This is a genomic window from Pseudoalteromonas sp. EB27, from assembly GCF_001974875.1.
Taxonomy (GTDB): domain Bacteria; phylum Pseudomonadota; class Gammaproteobacteria; order Enterobacterales; family Alteromonadaceae; genus Pseudoalteromonas.
This window is the reverse complement of record NZ_MTQD01000004.1, coordinates 211749-234396: the sequence shown is the minus strand read 5'-3', so window position 1 is coordinate 234396 and position 22648 is coordinate 211749. Positions and strand designations below refer to the sequence as shown.

Below are 22648 nucleotides of genomic sequence, written 5' to 3'. Positions count from 1 at the left end.
TTTGTATAATGAGTGATAACACTCGTGTTGCCTGGACCGAAGGGATGTTCTTAAGGCCGCAACACTTTCAGCAGTCAGATAAGCACTTTTCGCATTTAATTAAGCAAATTTGTAATGGGAACTTAGCAGATCCTTGGGGCATACTTGATATAAGTATTGACACTCAACTATTAAGTTCAGGCCAGTTTGCTATTGAGTCATTGTCAGCTATTACTCCTGATTTGTTACCTATCGATATGCCTCAATCAACCTCTTTGCCTGAGCCTTTAGTGGTTGGCAAAGATGTTTATGACGAAATAATTTATTTAGCGGTTCCTGCTCTAAAAGCCAGTGGTATTAATATTTCATCGTTGGATGAGGATATTGTTACGCGTTATAAACTTAATGACTTATCAGTAAGCGATGACTCTTTAGGTGCGCAAGCTCAAGAAATTATTCAAGTAGCTAAGGTATTTAGTAAGCTAGTATTGTCATCAGACGATCACGCTGGCTATATATTATTGCCATTAGCACGCATTGTTGAAGTAAGTAGCGAAGGGCAAATTAAGCTCGATTCAAAGTATATTCCAGCTTCATTAAAAGTAGGTCAGTGTAAGCCATTACTTGGTCTAGTGAGAGAAATTGGCTCAATGATAAAGCAGCGCTCAGAAAGTATCGCTGTTAGGTTGTGCCAAGGCTATGCAGGGAGCACATCTGTAGCTGATTTTATTATGCTGCAAACGCTAAATAAATATGACGCTGTTTTTGAAAACCTGTTATCAGTTAATAACCTTCACCCAAATATTCTTTATACACGTTTAATAGAGCTTGCAGGTGAGCTATCTACTTTTAGTACAGTAAACAAAAGAGTACCTAAATTACCTAAGTACGATCATAAAAATTTAGGTCCGGTATTTAGTGAAGTCGTAAACTTTTTATATCAATCTTTAAGTCATGTAATCGAGCAAACTGCAACAGAAATAAAGCTAGAGCAGAGCAAGTTTGGTATTTCTTTTGGTGCGCTCAAAGACAAATCTGTACTTAGCTCAGGTCAATTTATATTGGCTATTAAGGCGAGTGTTCCTCACGAAGAGCTTCGTAAGATATTACCTTCTCAAATAAAAATAGGTAGCGTTGAGACGATCCGAGATTTAGTAAACAATCAGATCCCAGGTATTACAATCAGTAACTTACCAACTGCACCGCGTCAAATTCCTTACCATGCAGGTTTTCATTATTTTGAATTAAATAAACATGGTGAGCATTGGGCAAAACTTCATTCAAGTGGTGGTATTGCTATTCACTTGTCAGGAAGTTACCCCGAGTTACAACTAAGCCTATGGGCAATAAGAACTTAACTTTTAAAAGGAAGAGTTTCAATGGACGAAACCATTATAAAACCACGTCCTGGTCGATTAGGGCGTGATGCCTCAAATAATAATCAAGTAGATAATGATCCAGACAAAACAGTCATGTCTGTTGAGCCTGTTGCAAGTAGTATTCCTAGTAATGCAAAGGTATCTATATTTAAAAACCCATTAATGGAAGCAGCAACAGACTGCTTTTCATTGGTTATTTCAATTAGAAAATCAGTTGAGATGACTAACTTGGCTGCTTTAAAGCATCGATGTGTAGAGGCTATTAAACGCTTTGAAGTCGAAGTTCGTAATCAAAACCTATCAAAAGATGTAATCAAAAACTCCCGTTATTGCTTATGTGCAATTTTAGATGAGTCTGTTTTAAATTCTAAATGGAGCTCTATGGAATGGGCTGACGAAAGCTTGCTTTCAACATTTCATAAAGAGACCTTTGGCGGAGAGTACTTTTATACTTTACTAGACAATGCATTGTCTCAGCCAGAGCAACACAAAGCCTTTTTAGAGCTTCAGTACCACTGTTTAAATTTAGGTTTTAAAGGTAAGTACAGGTTAGATACTGTGGGTGATAATAAAGTAGAAGAATACCGCTCACAAATGTACCACCTATTAAATCAATTAGATGGGCCAATCAATAATAAGCTTTCTCCTAACTGGAAGCAAAGAGTAGCCGCTGGTGTAGAATTAAGAAATCAGGTGCCGTTGTGGGTTATTTTTTCTGTTCTGGGCTTACTTTTACTTACTGTTTATTTATTTATAAATATGAAGCTAAATGATGATGTTACGGCTGTTAATGACAAGCTTGCTATCATTCATCCTCTAGCTGAAGACCAAGCAATAGACAAAAAGGATCAGCAGCTACTTGTATTAGAGCAGCTATTACAAACTGAGATTCAAATGGGGATTGTAACGATAAAGAAAAATATCGATAGAATCAGAATCTCTATTAATAGTGAGAGCCTTTTTAACCAAGGTGACTCTAAATTATTACCTTCATTTCAACCTATTTTAGAAAAGCTAGCATTGAGCCTTGAAGGAACTAAAGGACGTATTTTAATAACTGGCCACACAGACGACACACCAATTAGAACTGATAAGTATCCTTCAAATTGGCACCTTTCTTTAGCGCGCGCAACGCAAGTTGCAAACTCTATGGCTAAAAGTACAAACCTCAGTGGGCGTTTATGGCCCGAAGGTAAGGGCGCAGCAGAGCCTATTGCCAGTAATTCAGATTCAGCTTCTCGGTCACTTAACCGACGAATTGAAATCGATTTATTATTTTAAGAGGCTGAAATGAGTTTTTCACAAAAAATAAAAAAAGTGACCTACGCACTTACATCTCGTACGGCAATGCTAGTTATTGGCTTTTTGGCCTTATCATTACTAATTTGGTTTGGCGGCCCATTAATAGCGATAGCTGACTATGTACCACTACAAAGTATTGCAGCAAGACTGTTTACTATTATATTGGTTTTATTGGTTTTTTCTGTGTCTAAAATTTATCGTCTTATGCAACAAAGCAAACGAGACGAAAAAATGGCTGATGAGTTAATTGATAGTAATAGCGATACAAATAGCTCTGAAGTAAATGAAGAAATTACCACGCTTAAAACGCGAATGAACGAAGCTATCGATCTTTTAAAAGATGTAAAGCTGTTCAAAGGTAAAAACATTTACCAGCTGCCTTGGTACATAATGATAGGACCGCCAGGGGCTGGCAAAACTACCGTTATTCATAACTCAGGGCTTGATTACCCACTAAAAGATAAGCTGGGTGTTGATTTAGTTCATGGTGTTGGCGGTACTCGTAATTGTGATTGGTGGTTTACCAATAAAGCTGTTTTAATTGACACTGCAGGGCGCTACACAACGCAAAGCAGCCACGCAAAGCATGATTCACGTGCATGGGAAGGCTTTTTAGGATTACTTCGTAAGTACCGTCCTCTTAGGCCGATTAATGGTGTAATGATCAGTATGGGTATTTCTGAGCTTATGAGCCAGACCAAAACTGAGAGAAACCTACATGCTCGCGCTATTAAACAGCGATTACAAGAGCTACAAAGCCAATTAGGCATGACTTTTCCTGTTTACGTTATTTTTTCTAAAGTTGATTTAATAGAAGGCTTTAGAGAGTTTTTTGGCGAATTAACTGAAGAAGAATGTGAGCAGGTCTGGGGCGTAACCTTTGAACTTGATTTAGATAAAGACACGCAAGTAGATGCATTTAATAAAGAATTTCACACATTAATTTCTAAATTAACCGAGATGTTAAATCGTAGATTAATTAATGAAAGAAACGAAGAAATTCGCGCTAAAATATTCGAATTCCCAAGGCAGCTTCGTGTGCTACAAGGTGTAGGAGATGCTTTTTTAAAAGAAATATTCACTCCTAATGCATACGAAGAACTACCAATGTTTCGTGGTGTTTATCTTACAAGTGCAACGCAAGAAGGTACGCCATCAAGCTTTTTAAACGAAGCAAACGCAGGCGAATCTGGATACATTAACCAATCTAAAAGCTTTTTTATAAAGAATGTATTAGAAGGTGTAATTTTTCCAGAGCAAAACTTAGCAAGCACTAACAAACATCATGACAAACAAAATAAATGGCTTCGTGTTGGTAGCATATCGCTTGCATGCATAGCTTTATTTGGTTTTTCAACATCGTGGTACTTTAGTTTTGCTTGGAATAGTAACTTAATTTCAGAGACTGAGGATGCGATTGCAACGTACCAAGAGCTTGATACCGCCTCATTTGATCGTAATAACTTATTGGTACTAAACGACAGATTAAAAGCTCTTAGAAACTTACCTGCAAGCAACCCTGAACTTGTTAATACACAAGAGTCTAAATCAATTGGGTTTAACAAACTAAATGAAATAAAAATGGCTTCTACACAAGCCTACGACCGTTCATTGCAAACGTATTTAGAACCGTTTATTGCAAGTACTTTAATTAAAGAAATGGAAGCTCATCCTGAGCACTTAAGTTATTTATACGAAACACTGAAGTGTTACCTCATGTTGTTTCAGCCTGAATACTTTGAAGGTGAAGATATAACGGTATGGTTTAACGCGTATTTAGAACGTAATTTACCAGGCGATAAAAATATGCAAACCAGAGTAGAGCTGATGGAGCATGTTGCTACATTACTTGAAAACGGTGTTAGCCAAATTGAAATTGATAATCAAGCAGTGCGTGTTGCACGAGCTGAGCTAACTAAGCTACCAATTGCTGAGCGAGCATACCAACGACTTCAAGCCGACTTCTTAGATAGCAGTATCCCGCCATTTAGGCTTACAGATATTATTAGTTTCGAAAGTGCGCAAAAATTTACTTTTAGAAATGACGGTGAGCTTACGCGAAGTATCCCAGGCTTATATACATTTAATGGTTTCCACGGCATTTTTAATGTTGAGAAAAGTAAAATGCTTGGTAATTTAATGGCAAGTAGCTGGGTGTATGGTGAAGAGGCCACGGGTACCTACGATATTTCTAAAGATGAAATAGAGAAAAAGCTAGAGCAGCGATATTTTCAAGATTATATCTATTATTGGCAATCATTTATTGATGATTTGAGCCTTAATCAATATAGCTCTCCTGCTGAGGGGGTTAATATCACTGATGCTCTAGCGGGTTCTGAAGCTCCTATTAAAAATATTATCACTGCTGTTCAAAAAAATGTGCAGCTAACTAAATTACCAGTATCTGATAATCAAAAGGCTGCAGGTAAAGTGGCAGCAAATGCTGCTGAAATTGCTATGCAAACAAAGGCTAATCGTATCAAACGATTTTTACCTGACGAAGCCCCTAAATTTGATATTAAATTACCGGGTCATCAAGTTGAAGAAGCTTTTGAAGATGTAATAAATATTGATGCTCAACAATTAGATAATATTCAGAAAAACCTAAGAGAGTTAAACGTTTACTTAACCAAACTTGATAGAGGCGATCAGTTAAAGTCGTCAATTAAAGATCAAATTAGCGGTAAAAGTAAGCCAAGCTTTATTCGTCAACTTGAGTTCCAAAGCCGAGACTTACCTTATCCGTTTAATAGTTGGTTGTTAGATATCAGTCGTGATACTAGCAATATAACTAAAAATAGTGCCAACAGACACTTAAACGAGATGTGGAAAAGTAAGGTGTTACGCGAATATAACGCTGCAATTGTTGGCCGTTATCCGTTCTCTCCATACGCAGATAAAGAAGTGAATATGAAAGATTTCACTCGATTTTTCGGCCCAGGTGGAACAATTGATAGCTTTTTCACAAACTATATTGCGCCTAGTGTAGATATGAGCTCAACGCCATGGAAATTTGAAAAAGATATAGGCATTAGCCGAGATACATTAGCGATGTTTGAACTTGCAAATCAAATTCAAACTGTCTTTTTTGATGGCGGTAGTGCAACACCAAGAATTGAGTTTGGATTAAAACCATTAGAGTTGGATCGTACCATTTCTAGCTTTATGCTAGAAATTGACGGTCAGTCAATGACTTACAGGCATGGCCCACTTAGAGTAACAAATTTTGTATGGCCTGGAGCAAGTGGCCAGAGTAAAACGCGAGTTGTATTTACTCCACCAAATGGAGGGCGTTCTATAAATACAACTTATCAAGGTGAATGGTCGTTATATCGTATGTTAGACGAGTTGAGTGCTAAAAGAGCAAAAACACGTGAAGACTTAGAGTTACATTTTTCACTCATGGGGAACAATGCGAAAGTCGAGTTATTGCCTAAATCAATCAGGCATCCATTTTGGAACAAAAGTGTAGAGAAGTTTTCATGTCCGACCCGATTATAAATATTGGTTATCTTGGCAAAGTGCCTAGTTTAGGTGACTTTGTACAAGATAACGTATCGAAAGAGTTTTCAGAGCATTGGGAGCAATGGCTACAAGCTGCTATTGCAGTGAGTAAAGAGCAACTAGGTGAAGTATGGCAAGATAATTACTTAACCGGACCAGTATGGCACTTTGCATTATCGCCAAATATTGTTGGTGACAAAGGGGTTATGGGCACGTTGTTACCGAGTATGGATGCCGTGGGACGACATTACCCTTTTACAGTTGCAAGCACATTAGAGCAAGCACCGATTGAAGTTTTAAACTCAGGAGTGTTCTCTTTAGAGTATGAAGATACTGTATTAAAAGTTCTAGATAGTTCCGTTGATTTATTTTCATGGCGTAAAGACGTTGCTAAATCTTTAAGTGCTATATCTGGAGTTAAAAAGCAGGTTAGCTTTTTAAATTCTGCAGATAAAAATAAAAGTGCGGAAGCATTTGAGTTTTCAGGTGATGAGCTATCGAGTGAAGTTCTTCAAGATGCAATGCATGCTCTTTTATTAAAAAGACATGGCGATTACAGTGTTTGGTGGACGCATGGCTCTTGCAACATAAAACCAATGGTACTTATAACTCCTGGCTTGCCTGCGGTAAATCAAGTTGCGGCAATGTTAGATGGAAGGTGGAAACACTGGGAATGGAATTTTACACAGGTAAGAAATAGTGATTAGCAAGTTTAGTACAAGTTATGCAATTACCCATCGTGGTGCTGTCAGGCAGCTTAACGAGGATGCGCATGTAGAAATAAACAGCCATAACTTATGGGTTGTCGCAGATGGGATGGGTGGTCACGAGGCTGGTGAAGTTGCCAGCCAACTTGTTGTAGATGTATTAAGAGCAAAAATTGAAGAGCTTCCACTTGAAAAACTAGAAGTATCACACATAGTTGAAGCCATTGAAGATGCTAATAGGCAATTAAACGAATACAGTGCCCAATATCTAGGTAGTAAAACCGCGGGCAGTACAGTTACCGCATTATTTTTAAAAAATAATAAGTACTATGTTTTGTGGGTTGGCGATAGCAGAGCTTACATGCTGCGAGATGGTCAACTTAGGCAAATATCAAGAGATCACAGCCAAGTAAATGATTTAATCGATGAAGGGATTATCTCAGTAGAAGAAGCTAAGACGCATCCATTATCAAATGTAATTACAAGGGCTGTAGGTGTAACCGAAGAAGTAAAAGTGGACGTTATTCAAAATGAAGTGAAAACAGGCGATATATTTTTACTTTGTTCAGATGGGCTCACCGGCGAATTGTCAGATGAAGACATATGTTTGTCATTAGAGCCAAGTAGTATTATTGATTCAGGAATGGCGTTAATGCACTCATCATTAGTGAGAGGTGCAAGAGACAACGTAACGTGTATTTTAATAAAGTACGATGAAAGTTATGCTGGCAATAATTCAGAAACATTCAACATTCAAGATGAAGCTACAATTCCATTGTTTTCAAGGTAGCTCTATTTTAAAATGAAATTGTTTTAGTTTACTTTATTTGAGTTTTTACTTTAATTACATTTATTAATTTAAAGTATATTAATATTCTAATTGTTTATGTAAAAGCAATAATTAAGGTTTAAACTCAATTGTAACTAGGCTTGTAATTTATTATAAAGAATGTAATATAAAATCCGCTCAGCTTTATTAGAGTTTTATGGATAATTATTAGGACGACGGAATGTTTTTATTTGAAGAGTATATTTCCCCTATTTCAGACACCGAGATTGCAGGTATTGATCCCCGTTCTGATGTTTCTCCTACGTCGACTTATTACGCCTTAAAAGATTTAAGAAACCAGCTTCGTGCCGCAGAAAGAAATGCGTTGGTTGATGAAGAAGGTATTTCTTCATTAGCAAGAGATTGGCTTCCTTTATTAGAACAATGCAGTAAAGCAATTAAAAACGAAAGCAAAGATATTGAATATTTAGCTTGGTTTATAGAAGGCCTTTGCCGTATTCACGGTTTTAAAGGCTTAGCTTTTGGTTTTAAGGTTGCTCATAATCTGCTCGATAGTTATTTTGATAAGCTGTATCCGTCATTAGATGACGATGATGAGTTATCCGATAAAATTTCAGCTTTAGTTGGTCTTAATGGCTCTGCTGGTGAAGGTACTTTAATAATTCCTATTAAAAGCATCTACTTGACAGACAGTTCCAGTATGGAATCGTACTCTTTTTGGGAGTATCAACAAGGCTACGACATTTCTCGTTTAAGTGATGAAAAAAGAGAGAAAAAGCTTAATCTAGGTGCGGTTGACTATGAACTCATAGAAAGAAGTGCATCAGAAACCAGTACTGAATTTTTTGTGACTTTGAAGCATGATATCGAAAGTGCTATTGAACAGTTTGCTTTATTAAGCGAAGTTATGGATAGAGTGACAGGTCAACCTCAGCCAACGTCTAACATAAAGCAAGCGTTAGAAGTTAGCCTTGGAGCTGTTGAACATGTTGCGGCTGATAAACTTGAAGCTGCAGAAAAAGCTAAAGCAGCTCTCAATGCGGTACAAGAAGTTGTTCACAGTGATGACGAAGAAGGTCAAACTACTGTAAATCAAACTGTAAAAGCTAATAACGAAATTAACTCAAGAGAAAGTGCGATAGATAAACTCAAAGAAATTGCATCTTTTTTTAGAAAAACAGAACCACACTCGCCTATGTCTTACACCATAGAGCAAGTAATTCGATGGAGCGAGTTGTCGCTACCTGAATTGTTAAATGAATTAATTACAGATAGTGATGCTAGGACTGGGTACTTTAAGTTGTCTGGCATTAAAATCAGCGAAACTGAAACATAAGTAAAAGGAGTTCTCTATGAGTATCCATGATAAATTAAAACGAGTTCGTAAGCCTCGCGTACACATCACTTATGATGTGGAAACTGAAGGCACTGCAGTAAAAAAAGAATTACCATTTGTTGTTGGTGTTATGGGCGACTTCTCTGGTGATAACACTGAAGCATTAAAACCACTTAAAGATAGACGATTTGTGCAAATAGATCGTGAAAACTTTAATGACGTTTTAAAGCGTATGAGCCCTTCACTAAAATTATTAGTTGATAATACGCTTAATGATGATGGTTCTGAATTTGAAGTAAAACTTAACTTTAAATCGATTGACGATTTTGAGCCAGCAGCTGTTGTGAATCAAGTTGAACCATTACGTAAATTAATGGAAACACGCAACAAGTTACGCGATTTAATGACTAAGATTGATCGCTCAGAAGAATTAGAAAACGTACTTGAAGAAGTATTAAGCAATACAGCAAGCTTAGACTCTATCGCAAAAGAACTAAAAATAGAGGAGACTGAAAAATGAGTACAGAGCAACTAAGTACTGAATTAGAGTCTACTTCAGAAGCAACGTCTTCACTTTTAGAGCAAGCAATTGGCGCAACTAAACAAACAGATGCAAGCCGTGCAGAAGAGTTACTTAAAACACTGACAGAAGAAGCCTTAAAAGGGACTGTTCAGTGGAACAAAAACATGACAGTGACGTTTAATGAAGCGATTCAATTAATCGACCAAAAAATATCTAAACAGCTAAGTGTAGTTATGCATAGCGAAGAGTTTCAAAAGTTAGAAGGCTCTTGGCGAGGTTTGCACCATTTAGTGATGAATTCTGAGACAAGTGCTACACTTAAAATTCGTATGCTAAATATGAAGAAAAAAGAACTTCATAAAGACTTAAGTAAAGCTGTTGAATTTGATCAAAGTCAAACATTTAAGAAAATCTATGAATCTGAATTTGGTACTCCAGGTGGCGAACCTTACGGTACTATCGTAGGTGACTTTGAGTTTACTAATCATCCTGAAGACGTTGAAACATTAAGCCTAATGTCTAATGTTGCAGCAGCTGGTTTCTGTCCGTTTATTGCAGCTTCATCTCCTTCATTATTTGGTTTTGATAATTGGGAAGAGCTAACTAAACCTCGCGATTTAGAAAAAGTATTTGAATCTCTAGAATACACAAAATGGCGCTCGTTTAGAGACAGTGATGATTCACGCTTTGTATCACTAACAATGCCTCGTTTCCTATCTCGTCTGCCTTATGGCGCAGCTTCAAAACCAGTTGAAGAATTTAACTACGAAGAGTTTGAAGTAGAGCCAAAAGATGGCCGTTCATTAAGCACTGATAACAGCGACTATTGCTGGAGTAATGCTGCATATGCTATGGCTACTAATATGACTAAAGCATTCGCTCAGTATGGTTTTTGTACTGCAATACGTGGTGCTGAAGGTGGCGGTAAAGTAGAAGGTCTTCCTACGCATATTTTCACTAGCGATGATGGCGATCCAGATCTTAAATGTCCGACTGAAATTGGCATTACAGACCGACGTGAAGCAGAACTAAGCAAGTTAGGTTTCTTACCTCTTTGTCATTACAAAAATACAGATTATGCAGTATTTTTTGGTGGCCAAAGCTGTCAAAAACCACAAATTTACTCTACTCCTGATGCAACAGCAAATGCGGCAATATCGGCTCGCTTACCTTACTTGATGGCTACTTCTCGTTTTGCTCATTACTTAAAAGTAATGGCGCGCGACAAAATTGGTAGCTTTATGGAAGCGGAAGATGTTGAATCTTGGTTAAACCGTTGGATCTTATCGTACGTAAATGCGACTGAGGGTGGTGGTCAAGATATCAGAGCGCGTTATCCTCTAGCTGATGCAAAAGTATCGGTTAAGGAAATTCCAGGTCAGCCAGGTGCATACAATGCAGTTGCATGGTTACGACCTTGGCTACAAATGGAAGAGCTTACTTCTTCTTTACGTCTTGTAGCTAAAATTCCAGAGATCGGTTAATAAACTGATCTTTAGCGTTAAGGATAATGCAGTAGAATGAATCACGAAGAGTTTTCATTTATAAATCAAGACTTCGCTTTTGTACAAAAAGCGCAGTCTCGAATAAGTGATAATGAGGCTTTACTCGATAGGTTTTTAAACGAAAAAAACCTAGATAAAGCATTGTTATTATGGCTTGAAGGCTCTTCAGATTCACCTATTTCATGGACTAAAGAATCACTGGGTCCTTATTTACAGCGCGTAATTGTTGAGCTCGATCAGCTCATTTCAGAACAATTAAACCTAATTATTCATAATGATAGATTTCAAAAGTTAGAAGCCAGTTGGCGTAATCTTTGGTGGCTGATACTTCAATGCGAACAATACGACAAAGAAAATAAAGTAAAAATAAAAGTATTGAACTGCGATTGGGCAACACTCTCTAAAGATGTAAACAAAGCCATTGATTTTGACCAAAGTTTATTTTTTCAACTGCTTTATCAGAGTGAATTTGATAGCGCAGGTGGCGAGCCATTTGGTGTTGTTATAGGTGATTACGAAATTAGTAACATGTGCTCAGCGGGCACAATTTATAATGACATAGACACAATAAAAGAAATATCTAGAACCGCTGCTGCGGCTTTTTCTCCATTCATTTGCTCCGCTTCTCCTAACTTATTTGGTGCAGATAACTTTTCTGATTTAGGCTATTACGCCGATTTGTTTAATCAGTTTGAACAACCTGAATACGCTAAATGGCAAAGCTTTAGAGCGATGGAAGAATCTCGTTTCATTGGGCTTACGCTTCCTCATGTATTAGTTAGATCGCCATATAGCAATGATGGTAAACGTCATCAAGATTTTTACTTTAAAGAGCAGATTAAAGACCCCGAAAGCGATATGCTTTGGGGCAATGCAGCATATCAATTTGTATCTACCATAATAAGAGCATATTGCGACAGTGGCTGGTTTGGACATATTCGCGGTATTGAGCCGGGTAAAATTTCAAAGGGATTGGTAACTGGGCTGGCTAGAGATAGTTTTGCAAACGACACTTATCAAAAAGAAGCAAAGCCACCACTAAACTTGTTAGTAACAAGCAAATTTGAAAAGCAATTTTCTGAGCTTGGCTTTATCCCAACATCGTCAGTAACCAATACAGAACACATTGTTTTTTATAGTAATGCGTCGGTTCAAAAAACTAAAAACTATGAATCAAGCGCTGCTAATATAAATGCGCGATTATCTTCTATGCTGCAATATATTTTATGTGTATCTCGCTTTGCTCACTATTTAAAGTTATTAGCTCGCGACCGTGTTGGGTCTTACAACACGGCGCAAGCTTGTGAGCGAGACTTACAAGCATGGATAAATAATTATACTACTGCTTCAGACTCTGCCTCAGAGCATATAAGAAGTAAGTACCCTTTAAGTAATGCCAGAATAAAAGTCAGTGAAAATAAAGCCAATCCTGGGCATTACTTTTCTGTTTTACAATTACAGCCACATTTTCAATTAGATCAGATGATCTCCAGTATTAAATTAATTACTGAGCTCAGTCCTCATCATAAAATAAAGGAATAGTCATGAAAAAAATACATAGCTTAATTCGCGAGGGGAAACTTACTGATGCTTTATCTTGTTGTGCTACAGAGCTTCAAGATGAGCCACTAAATTTTGATATCAGAAGTATTTACGCCGAGCTACTTTGCATAAATGGTGAGCTTGAGAAAGCCGATAAACAACTAGATTTTATGGTGCAAAAAAATCCTGAATTTGCAGTAGGTGCAGTAAATTTAAGACACCTAATTCGTGCTCAGCAATCTCGTGTAGATTTTTATCAAGGTAAAGGCATCCCTAAGTTATTTCATGATGCGAATGAATTAGACACACTATTTTTGAAAATGCATGTTGCTCTGTTAGAAGGTTCAACCGACGAAGCAGCTCAGTTAGCTCAGGAAATGGAATCTATAAGAGTTAGCACAGGCGAGGCATCAGCAAGAGATCTTGATGATTGCTTAAACCCATACCTAGAGGTTTTAGGGACTAATGGTGAGTTTTATTTAGCTAACTTTAACGAAATTGAATCTTTGAAAATGGAGCCAGTAGAGTCTTTATTAGAAAGCATTTGGTTACGTGTTGAAATTACGATTAAAGATGGCCCGTCAGGTACAGCTCATTTACCACTTGTTTATATTAACTCTGAATCAGAACTTGAAAAGCTAGGTCAAGTGTCTGATTGGGTCGAGCTAAAAGATGAATTTATTATAGGCAAGGGAATGAAAATGCTGTTTGTTGATGATGAAGCTATCACTATTCCAAATTTAAAAATAAGCTCACTTGAAACAGCATAATTTAAGTTTAAGCAACCATGATAGAGCATAAACAACAGCTTCAAGCATCTATAATAGATAGGCTCATTGATGACGAGCCTGATTTTCAGGATGCACCATCACGTACCGAAGGCATCACTATTAGTGAGCTTAGAAAAAACGTGCGCAGAGATATTGAAGCTTTGCTAAATGCTCGAATTCAGTGGCATACATGGCCAACTCAATATACTGAGCTAGCTACTTCATGTTTGTCTTATGGTTTACCTGACTTTTCGAGTATGTCTGTAAGCTCTCACGAAGGGCGCGCATTACTGTGCGAAACCGTCAGAAATACAATTTTAAAATTTGAGCCACGGTTTCTTGAAGTTGAAGTGTTTACAGACGAAGAAGTGCCTTTAAACAGAGTATTAAATTTAAGAATTAATGCGCTTTTATACGCTGATCCTGAGCCAGAGTTTATTAGTTTTGATTCAGAAGTAGAGCCCGTGAACTTGGGTATGAAGATTATTGAGGCATCATTATGAACGATGAGTTATTGAAGTATTACAATCGTGAATTAGCATTTGTGCGTCACTTAGGTAAAGACTTTGCTGAAAAATATCCAAAAGTTGCAGGGCGTTTAAAGTTAAGTGAAGATCATATTGAAGACCCTCATGTATCAAGATTAATAGAATCGTTTGCATTTTTAACCGCCAACATAAGGCAAAAGCTCGACGATAGCTTCCCGGAGTTAACGGATGCTTTGCTAGGGCAAATGCTACCAGATTACCAAGCGCCAATTCCATCAATGTCGGTTGTTAAGCTTGAAGCTGAGAACTTATCTACGGCAGGTGTTGTTATACCAAAGGCAAGTGAAGTAGAAACTAACGTTGACTCAATGAAGCAATGTAAATTTCAAACGTGTTATGAAACCTACCTTTGGCCTGTTGAAATAACAAATGTGCAATTTGATAATAGCCCATTTGTAGCGCCTAAGCCTCGCTGGCAAGAAAAAGCAAAATCTATTTTCAAAATAGAATTAACAGGTGAGTATAAAGGGGTTTCGCTTGCAGAAACTGGCCTTGAAAAATTACGGATTTTTATCAATGGCCAATGGCATCATACACTTAAAGTTTACGAACTACTGTTCAAACATAGTATTGGTATTGCTATAGACAATGGCGATGAAGGTATTAGATATCTGTCAAAAAACCAATTAAAAGCAGTGGGCTTTGATTCTAACGAGGCTGTGGTTCCTTATTCGCAGCGCTCATCTGCCGGATATCGTTTGCTCGTCGAAAATTTTACTTTTCCTGAGAAGTTTAGGTTTTTTGAGCTTGAAGGCATTCTTTCATCACTGCCTAAGCAATCTAATAAATGTAGTATTTATATTTACCTAGATACTGAATCTGCTGAGCTTGAAAAGCAAGTAGATAAAGATATGTTCTTATTAGGCTGTACACCAATAATAAACTTATTTGAACAAGAGCTTGAGCCAATACGACCTGAGATCAGTGAATATGAATATCAGTTAACACCGCGTTATATGGACTCGGAAATATCAGAAGTAATTGGTATATCGGAAGTTATTGCATTTGATCATAAAGGCAATAAACAAATTGTTTCGCCTTTTTATGGTCAAACACATCCTAAATATCATGGACATGATGATTTGTTTTGGCATATTCGTCGAGAAACTGCCTCTTGGGCTGGCGGTTATGTAGAGTCAGGAACCGAAACATTTTTATCGTTAGTTGATGCTACTTTTGAAAATAGTGCGATGGAATATGGTGACGGAAACTCTGTACTTACTGTGCGCGCAAATTGTAGTAATCGTAACCTACCAGCAAGCATGCCCTTTGGTGATGACGAACTTGGTTTATTAATGCCTGAGCGCGGCGATGTAATTAAAAAAATTAGATGTTTAACGCCATTTACTCATGCAGTGAGACCTATATTAGCTGATGCAACACGTTGGCAGTTAGTTAATCATTTAACGCTAGATACCTTTAGTGGTGAAGATGCATGTAATAAGCTCAAAGAAGTTTTACGTTTATACGATTTTAGAGCATCGCCACAAACTAAGGGTATGATAGATAATATTTATAGAGTGGTAATAGAGCCCTCAACAGCCCGTGTTATTCAAAAAGGTAAAGTAAGCTTTGCCACAGGCAGCGAAATAGAAATTACATTTGCTAACGATGATTTTTCTGGCAGCGGGATGTTTTTCTTTGCATCAATACTTGATCACTTTTTTGCTCAATTTGCAGCAATAAATAGCTACACACGTTTAAGCTTAAGGCTTAAAGAGCAAGAACAAATTTATTTTCAATGGCCTGCAAGAGTGGGTGACAGTCCATTATTATGATTAAGCAAATAATCTCACAAGCTTCTCAAATTGATTTTTATAAAGCTGTTTTCATAATTGAAAATCAGCTCAAAAAGCGCGGCTTAGATTATCGACATGTCGGTTACGACAGTAATCCAAAGCAAGAGTTGATTAAGTTTACAGCTACCCAAAAGTTTGGCTATCCAGGTAATGCAATTACCAAATTAGAAGAAATAGGTTTCGAAGACGGTATGCATAAAGTAAATATGCAGGTTTCTTTTATGGGGCTAACGGGTTGTTCAGGCGCTTTACCCCAGTTTTATAGCGAACTCGTGATGCAGCGTTTGCGCTATAAAGATACAACCATGCGTGACTTTTACGACATGTTTAATCATCGTTTAATCTCACTGTATTACCGTGCTTGGAAAAAATATAAACCATCGCTTAATCACGTAAATAAAGATAGAAACAGAGATCCTTATACACAAATACTGGGTCTATTAAGTGGTGGTTACAACGAACACCAACTGCATTTTTCGGGTTTATATAGCCGTAAAATTAGAAATGCATTTGATTTAAAAAATGTACTTTCGTCATACTTAGGCTGTGAAGTATCAATTAAACAAATGGTTGGCCAATGGCACGAGCTAAAAGAGCAAGAACAAACCCGTTTAGCAAGCCAAGCATTATATGAAGGCCAGCACGCCCGTTTAGGCGTTGATACCATTATTGGAAATAAAGTATGGGACGTATCTTCTAATATCGAAATTCACATAAAATCAGATGATCCAGATAAAGCAAAACAACTTTTGCCCAAAGGTCCGCTTTTCGAAATCGCGAATAAAATAACAAAAGACTATGTTGGAAATGCCATTAACTTTCGCTTAGTCATTGAGTCAAATTTTCAAAATTTAGGTGCCGCTAAACTTTCAAAAAATGAGTGTCAGTTAGGTGCCAATAGCTTCTTATCTGTACAAGATAACAAATTAAAATCTAACCCTACTAAGTTATCGTTTAAGGGATAATTAAAATTAAAAGGAAAAAAGTATGTCTTCGATGACACTGAATAAACTAGTTGAAAAACTGAGTCCTGATTGCAGAAAAAGCCTAGAAGGTGCTGTTGCTATATGTAATAGCCGCAGTCATTTCACGGTTGAACTTGAGCATTGGCTACTTTCAATGATTGAGCAGCAACTAGATGACGTTAGACTGATTTTTGGCTCATTCGATATAGATATTGATAAAGTTCAGCAGGATTTAAATCAATCATTAGAGTCGTTTAAAACGGGTAGTGAGTCATCTCCTAGTTTGTCAGTGCATGTAACCAGTCTCCTCAAGCAATCATGGTTAAGTACTAGTATTGAGTTTACAGATAATCAAATTCGTAGTGCATATGTTATTTATACCCTTACCAAAGACGATACATTATCCAGCTTAGTAACACGTTGTAGTAAGTTATTTAATAAAATAGAACCAGGTCAATTGCTTCATGCATGGCCTGAAATCGTTGCGCAATCTCAAGAGCGTAACCATTCAGTACAAAATACGTCGACTCAGGCAAATGCTGGCTCTAAAACCCCAAGCTTAGATCAATTCACTGTTGATTTAACTGCCCAAGCACTCGCTGGAAAAATCGACCCTATTCTTGGTCGTGACTTCGAAATTCGCCAAATGGTTGACATTTTAACAAGGCGTCGTCAAAACAACCCAATTTTAACTGGTGAAGCAGGTGTAGGTAAAACAGCAGTTGTTGAAGGGCTCGCGTTAAGAATTGCTCAAAAAGATGTACCGGCTGTATTACAAAATGTAAAAATTCACAGTTTAGATTTAGCACTACTACAAGCTGGTGCGGGTATGAAAGGTGAATTCGAAAATCGCCTCAAATCGCTTATCAACGAAGTAAAAAATGCGGTAAATCCGGTTGTTTTGTTTATTGATGAAGCACATACCATGATTGGTAGCGGTGGTGCAGCGGGTCAAAATGATGCGGCAAACCTATTAAAGCCCGCTTTAGCACGTGGCGAATTACGCACAATAGCGGCGACTACTTGGGCTGAATACAAAAAGTTTTTTGAGAAAGACGCTGCATTAACGCGCCGATTCCAAGTTGTAAAAGTTGAAGAGCCAACGCCCGAAAAAGCCGTAGCTATGTTACGTGGCTTAGTGCCGGTAATGGAAAAGCATCACAAGGTGTTTATCTCTGAGCAAGCACTTGAAGGCGCAGTGCATTTATCTCATCGTTATATTACGGCTAGACAATTGCCAGACAAAGCTGTGGCGCTATTAGATACAGCTTGTGCACGTGTTGCAATGAGCCAAGCATCTACTCCAAATACTATTGAGCAGCTTGTAAATCGCTTAAGCGAAATAGAAACACAAGTAAAAATGCTTAATAGAGAACAAAAAACAGGTTTAGATCACGCAGAGCCGTTAGACACTTTAAAAGCAGAGCTTATTACAATTGAAGAGCAATTAGAGCCTTTAAAAGCGCAATTTAAAACTGAAAAAGAAATAGTCGCTGAGCTTAATCAAGCGTTAGAGCTTATTAACTCACAAGATGAAGAGTCATCTCAAGAAGTACTCAATAAGCTTAGAGCTAGTAAAGAAAAACTAGCCGCTTTTGAACATAATATGGTGCATTGGCAAGTCAACGAGGAGCTAATTGCACAAGTTATTTCAGATTGGACGGGTATTCCTGTTGGTAAAATGCATGAAGATGAAATTCATGGGATTTTAAATTTAGCCACACAAATGAAGCAACGCGTTGTAGGGCAAGACCATTCTCTTGATTTAATAGCTAAAGTTGTTCAAACATCGCGTGCTCAGCTAGCAGATGAAAGCCGCCCTAATGGTATATTTATGTTAGCTGGGCCGAGCGGTGTAGGTAAAACCGAAACAGCTCTATCACTTGCTCAAGAAGTATATGGCAGTGAAGACAACGTTACCGTAATTAATATGTCTGAGTTCAAAGAAGAACATAAAGTGTCTTTATTACTTGGCTCTCCTCCAGGGTATGTAGGTTACGGTGAAGGAGGAATATTAACCGAGGCTGTAAGAAGAAAGCCATACAGTGTTGTACTTTTGGATGAGATGGAAAAAGCACACCCAGGCGTACAAGATATTTTTTATCAAGTGTTTGATAAAGGTACAATTAAAGACGGTGAAGGCCGCGATATCGACTTTAAAAACACAATCATTATTATGACCTCAAACGTGGGCACAGATACCACAATGAGCTTATTTGAAGACGAAGAAAGTAAACCAAGCATCAAGGGTTTATTAAAGGCATTACAAGATGATTTACTTGCTTCATTTAAACCGGCATTTTTAGGTCGTATTAATGTAATTCCTTACATTCCATTAAGTGACGATATTCTTACTGAAATTGCCGCTATTCAAATAAATAAAATAATTAAACGTGTTAAAAAACACTACAATGCAGAGTTAATTTATAATGACGATGTAATTGAATATATTATTGCTAATTGCCAAAATGCAGGCTCAGGTGCACGTAATATTCACACTATACTTCAAAATAGAGTGCTGCCATTGTTGTCTGAGGTTTTACTTTCTAGCATGATTGACGACAAAGAAATTAATAGTATATCGCTATTATTAAAAGATAATGAATTTGAACTAGAGCTGAATTAAAGGTTAATTAAAGTTAATTTGAAATAACTTGTTATTAAGGTTGTTTCTTTAGTTTGAGGGCATTATAATTTTGGTGCCTGATATCACTACATGGAATTTTTGAGACATTGTCTTCATCTAAGGAAAGGAATCAGAAGGCCTTTTCATTGCTGTATTAAAGATAATGGTTTCAAAGGAATTTTGGTATATACCAAAGTAAAGAATCCAGTATTAATGGATAACATTGTTTAATAAAAAGGAGCATTATCAAATGCAAGCAAATACATATTTAAAATACGGTTCAATCAAAGGCGAAACTACTGCTGAGTCTTTCAAAGATTTAATTACAGTTTTATCTCTTGATTGGAATGTAAGTCGCGAAATTAGCTCAGCTACTGGTACAGCGATGGACCGTGAGTCAAGCTCTACTCGCCTTGGTGACGTAACAATCACTAAACTTCAAGATAAAGCATCTCCGGATCTTTTCAAAGAAGCGACAATCGGTAAAGGTTTACCAGCTGTTTTCCATATCACTAAGCAAGGTGATAAGGTTGAAGAAATCATGAAAATCGAACTTACAGATGCAATGATTTCTAGCTACTCAGTTTCAGTACAAAATGATCGTCCAATCGAAACAATCACTATCAGCTACACAGAAATGATGATGACTGTTACTCCAACAGACGACAAAAATAACATTACTGCTCCTCTTGTATACGGTTACAGCGGTGTTAAAGGTCAACAAATGTAATATTTGTTACCTTATAATGGCTCTGGGCATTGCTCAGAGCTTTTTTTGATCTTTAGGACGGGAAAAGCAAGGAATGCAAAAAGCAACACAAGATAAAAACGTAATTCAAATTAGCACCCCTGTTGGTAAAGATGCCCTCTATTTAACTCGCTTTGTTGCCCAAGAGGCAATGTCTGATTTGTTTGTTATGTCTGCCAATATGTACACTATTGGTAAACAAATCGCGCACGAAGACTTAGTGGGTAAACCTGTATCTATTAAAGTAAAAAATGCAGATGGCGGTGGTGAGCGTTACTACCACGGCATTGTTAGTCATTTGGTTTCAAATGGCAGCCGTACGGCTGATGTTGACGAGCAAAAAAATTATATAGATTATCAAGCGACGATAGTTCCATTCGCAGCTTCAATGCGCAATCGTAAAAATAGCCGCATTTTTCAAAAGAAAACAATTAAAGAAATATTTGCTGATTTATTTGGCCAACACAATGTTGCCTTTAGCGATAAAACCAGTAAAACCTACCCTAAATATGAATATTGTGTTCAGTATCAAGAGTCTGATTTTGATTTTATTCAGCGCTTATTCCAACAAGAAGGTATTTTTTACTTTTTTGAACACTCAAACAGTAACCATACGCTTGTATTAGCTGATGATATTACGGCTTACGAAGTATGTAATGAAGGCAAAGTTGTATTTTCAACTGGCCATTTAAGCGAATCACACGTATCGCGCTGGCAAGGTGGCTTAAGTATTGCCCCTGGTAGTTTTAAACGTGTTGGTTACGATTTTAAACAGCCATCACGATACCCAGATGGCGAGCAAGCAAACGCTGAACTTCCTACTCAATCGGTCTCTGAAATTTTTGAATACACGGGCGAGCAAGAGTGCCACCCGCGCGCTGCTAATCTAGCGTCTGTGCAGCTAGAGTCACTGCAAAGAGACATGAAGCTTTCTAGTGGGCGCAGTGATTGCCGCTCATTTACTGTAGGTAAGTTATTTAGTTTTAAAAAGCACGAAGACCCTCGTCTTGAAGGTAAAACATTTGTTATTACCTCTATGATGACTTCAATTACAGTACCCAACCAATCAGGTTCGCAGCAGTCATCGGTAGAAGAAGTTTATTCAAATCACTTTGAATGTGTCCCAAAAGAAATCCCTTACAGAGCACAAATAAATAAGAAAAAGCCTGTAATAAACGGGGTCCAAACGGCAATCGTAACTGGCGATAGCGCTGATGAAATTATGATTGACCAATATGGTCGTGTAAAAGTGCAATTTGATTGGGACAGAGAAGGCAAAAAAGATTCTAAAAGTTCGTGTTGGATCCGCGTTGCCCAAAACTGGGCTGGTAAAAAGTGGGGGGCTTTTTTCTTCCCTCGCGTTGGCCAAGAAGTACTTGTGGATTTTATAAATGGCGACCCAGATCAACCTATAATAAGTGGGGCCGTGTATAACGCAGACTTAATGCCTCCGTATGCATTACCGGCAGAAAAAACGCAAAGCGGCATAAAAACGCGTTCTACAAAAGAAGGCGGAGCAGATAATTTTAACGAGCTTAGGTTTGAAGATAAAAAAGGCAGTGAGCTGGTTTATCTTCAAGCAGAAAAAGACAAGCAGCTCTATGTTAAAAACGATCAAAACGATAAGACAGATCACGACCACAACATCGAAATTGGCAACGACAGAAAAACAGATATTGCTAACAACGACACCCTTAATGTTGCTAAAAATCGTATTGCCGAAATGGGTGAAAACGATACTTTAAAAGTAGGTAAAACATTAAATATAGAAGCGGGTGATGAAATAGTTATTAAAACAGGCTCTGCACAAATTAAAATGAGCAGTAATGGTAATATAACTATTGAAGGCACTAATATAAATATTAAAGGTAGTAATGTTAAAGTTGACGGCAGTGCTATTACTTTATCAGCTGGAATGATTAAATTAAATTAGTGCAAATATGGAAATAATAAATAGCTTTCATTCAGGACTTAGAAACGGCATTAATAATAACGGATATGTTGTATATTGCCGTTATGGGCTTGCGCATTTAATATGTTTGCCAATTAATAGACCAGACGATCCATTGCTAAATCCAGCATTAAGTCACCTAAAAGCAATGAATGGTTATTACGCTGGCCAGTTTTTAAATAATTTACACTCAGTATTAAATAGTGAAGATGTTGTGTCGGGATTATACCAATATGCTATGCAAAGCCCTGTTGCACTTTCAGATTATTCTCAAAGTGAATTAATAGAGTGTTTATCTCTATTAGTGGCGCACAGCAAGTTATTAATTATCCCTTTATTTGATTAGTTTTATTTAAAAATATAAACAGACAAGGAGTCTTTATGGGCAAGCCCGCAGCTACAATTGGTCACATGCATGTGTGTCCTAAAACAACCGGCACAGTGCCGCATGTAGGCGGCCCTGTAGTTATTGGTTCAACTAATGTCTTAATTGGTGGAATGCCTGCTGCGCGTAAAGGCGACATGATGGTGTGTATTGGCCCACCAGATAGTATTAAATCGGGTTCTGGCTCGGTTAAAATTAACGGTAAGCCTGCAGCTAGAATGGGTGATGACAGCTCCCACGGCGGTAAAATTGTTGTTGGCAACCCTACAGTATTAATAGGTGGCTAACC

18 protein-coding genes are annotated in these 22648 nt (G+C 37.5%); all 18 read left to right on the top strand.

All coding sequences use genetic code 11. From position 1 onward, the window contains the following. Positions 1-8: 8 nt before the first annotated feature. The 18 genes from tssK to BW142_RS06525 all read left to right on the top strand — a co-directional run bounded on the left by tssK (position 9) and on the right by BW142_RS06525 (position 22646). A complete protein-coding gene (gene tssK, locus BW142_RS06610; RefSeq protein WP_076924340.1) occupies positions 9-1337 on the top strand; it encodes a type VI secretion system baseplate subunit TssK in 1329 nt (442 codons plus the stop codon). Between the two features lie 21 nt (positions 1338-1358). Then, the gene (tssL, locus tag BW142_RS06605; protein WP_076924339.1) at positions 1359-2639 is read left to right on the top strand and encodes a type VI secretion system protein TssL, long form; all 1281 of its coding nucleotides are present in this window, start codon (positions 1359-1361) and stop codon (positions 2637-2639) included. Positions 2640-2648: 9 nt separating this feature from the next. Beyond that, a complete protein-coding gene (tssM, locus tag BW142_RS06600; protein WP_076924338.1) occupies positions 2649-6161 on the top strand; it encodes a type VI secretion system membrane subunit TssM in 3513 nt (1170 codons plus the stop codon). Further along, positions 6143-6871 carry a type VI secretion system-associated protein TagF gene (tagF, locus tag BW142_RS06595; RefSeq protein ID WP_076924337.1) on the top strand — a complete coding sequence of 243 codons (729 nt, stop codon included), beginning with the start codon at positions 6143-6145 and terminating at the stop codon, positions 6869-6871. Before tssM ends, tagF begins: the two co-directional genes overlap by 19 nt. Continuing rightward, a complete protein-coding gene (locus BW142_RS06590) occupies positions 6864-7661 on the top strand; it encodes a protein phosphatase 2C domain-containing protein (protein ID WP_076924336.1) in 798 nt (265 codons plus the stop codon). The genes tagF and BW142_RS06590 overlap by 8 nt, the downstream gene beginning before the upstream one ends. Before the next feature lie 220 nt (positions 7662-7881). Further along, a complete protein-coding gene (gene tssA, locus BW142_RS06585) occupies positions 7882-8997 on the top strand; it encodes a type VI secretion system protein TssA (protein ID WP_024598490.1) in 1116 nt (371 codons plus the stop codon). A 16-nt stretch (positions 8998-9013) separates the two neighbouring features. Next, a complete protein-coding gene (gene tssB / locus BW142_RS06580) occupies positions 9014-9517 on the top strand; it encodes a type VI secretion system contractile sheath small subunit (protein ID WP_024598491.1) in 504 nt (167 codons plus the stop codon). Beyond that, the gene (gene tssC, locus BW142_RS06575) at positions 9514-11004 is read left to right on the top strand and encodes a type VI secretion system contractile sheath large subunit (RefSeq protein ID WP_024598492.1); all 1491 of its coding nucleotides are present in this window, start codon (positions 9514-9516) and stop codon (positions 11002-11004) included. The genes tssB and tssC (BW142_RS06575) overlap by 4 nt, the downstream gene beginning before the upstream one ends. A 36-nt stretch (positions 11005-11040) precedes the next feature. Further along, complete coding sequence (gene tssC / locus BW142_RS06570; RefSeq protein WP_076924335.1) at positions 11041-12567, top strand: type VI secretion system contractile sheath large subunit; 1527 nt, start codon at positions 11041-11043, stop codon at positions 12565-12567. 2 nt (positions 12568-12569) lie between these two features. After that, a complete protein-coding gene (locus BW142_RS06565; RefSeq protein ID WP_076924334.1) occupies positions 12570-13337 on the top strand; it encodes a type VI secretion system accessory protein TagJ in 768 nt (255 codons plus the stop codon). A 17-nt stretch (positions 13338-13354) separates the two neighbouring features. Continuing rightward, complete coding sequence (tssE, locus tag BW142_RS06560; RefSeq protein WP_024594570.1) at positions 13355-13840, top strand: type VI secretion system baseplate subunit TssE; 486 nt, start codon at positions 13355-13357, stop codon at positions 13838-13840. Beyond that, complete coding sequence (gene tssF, locus BW142_RS06555) at positions 13837-15663, top strand: type VI secretion system baseplate subunit TssF (protein WP_076924333.1); 1827 nt, start codon at positions 13837-13839, stop codon at positions 15661-15663. Before tssE ends, tssF begins: the two co-directional genes overlap by 4 nt. Next, positions 15660-16649, top strand: a complete 990-nt coding sequence (tssG, locus tag BW142_RS06550; RefSeq protein WP_076924332.1) for a type VI secretion system baseplate subunit TssG — start codon at positions 15660-15662, stop codon at positions 16647-16649. Before tssF ends, tssG begins: the two co-directional genes overlap by 4 nt. 22 nt (positions 16650-16671) lie before the next feature. Beyond that, positions 16672-19275 carry a type VI secretion system ATPase TssH gene (gene tssH, locus BW142_RS06545; protein ID WP_076924331.1) on the top strand — a complete coding sequence of 868 codons (2604 nt, stop codon included), beginning with the start codon at positions 16672-16674 and terminating at the stop codon, positions 19273-19275. A gap of 250 nt (positions 19276-19525) precedes the next feature. Beyond that, positions 19526-20005, top strand: coding sequence for a type VI secretion system tube protein Hcp (locus BW142_RS06540; RefSeq protein ID WP_024594574.1), 480 nt, complete (start codon positions 19526-19528; stop codon positions 20003-20005). Between the two features lie 73 nt (positions 20006-20078). After that, on the top strand, positions 20079-21956 hold the full coding sequence (gene tssI / locus BW142_RS06535; protein WP_076924330.1) for a type VI secretion system tip protein TssI/VgrG: 1878 nt from the start codon (positions 20079-20081) through the stop codon (positions 21954-21956). Between the two features lie 7 nt (positions 21957-21963). Beyond that, entirely contained in the window at positions 21964-22320 is a 357-nt protein-coding gene (locus BW142_RS06530) for a hypothetical protein (RefSeq protein ID WP_076924329.1), read from the top strand. A 35-nt stretch (positions 22321-22355) separates the two neighbouring features. Continuing rightward, positions 22356-22646, top strand: coding sequence for a PAAR domain-containing protein (locus BW142_RS06525; protein WP_024595244.1), 291 nt, complete (start codon positions 22356-22358; stop codon positions 22644-22646). The last annotated feature ends 2 nt before the right edge of the window (positions 22647-22648 follow it).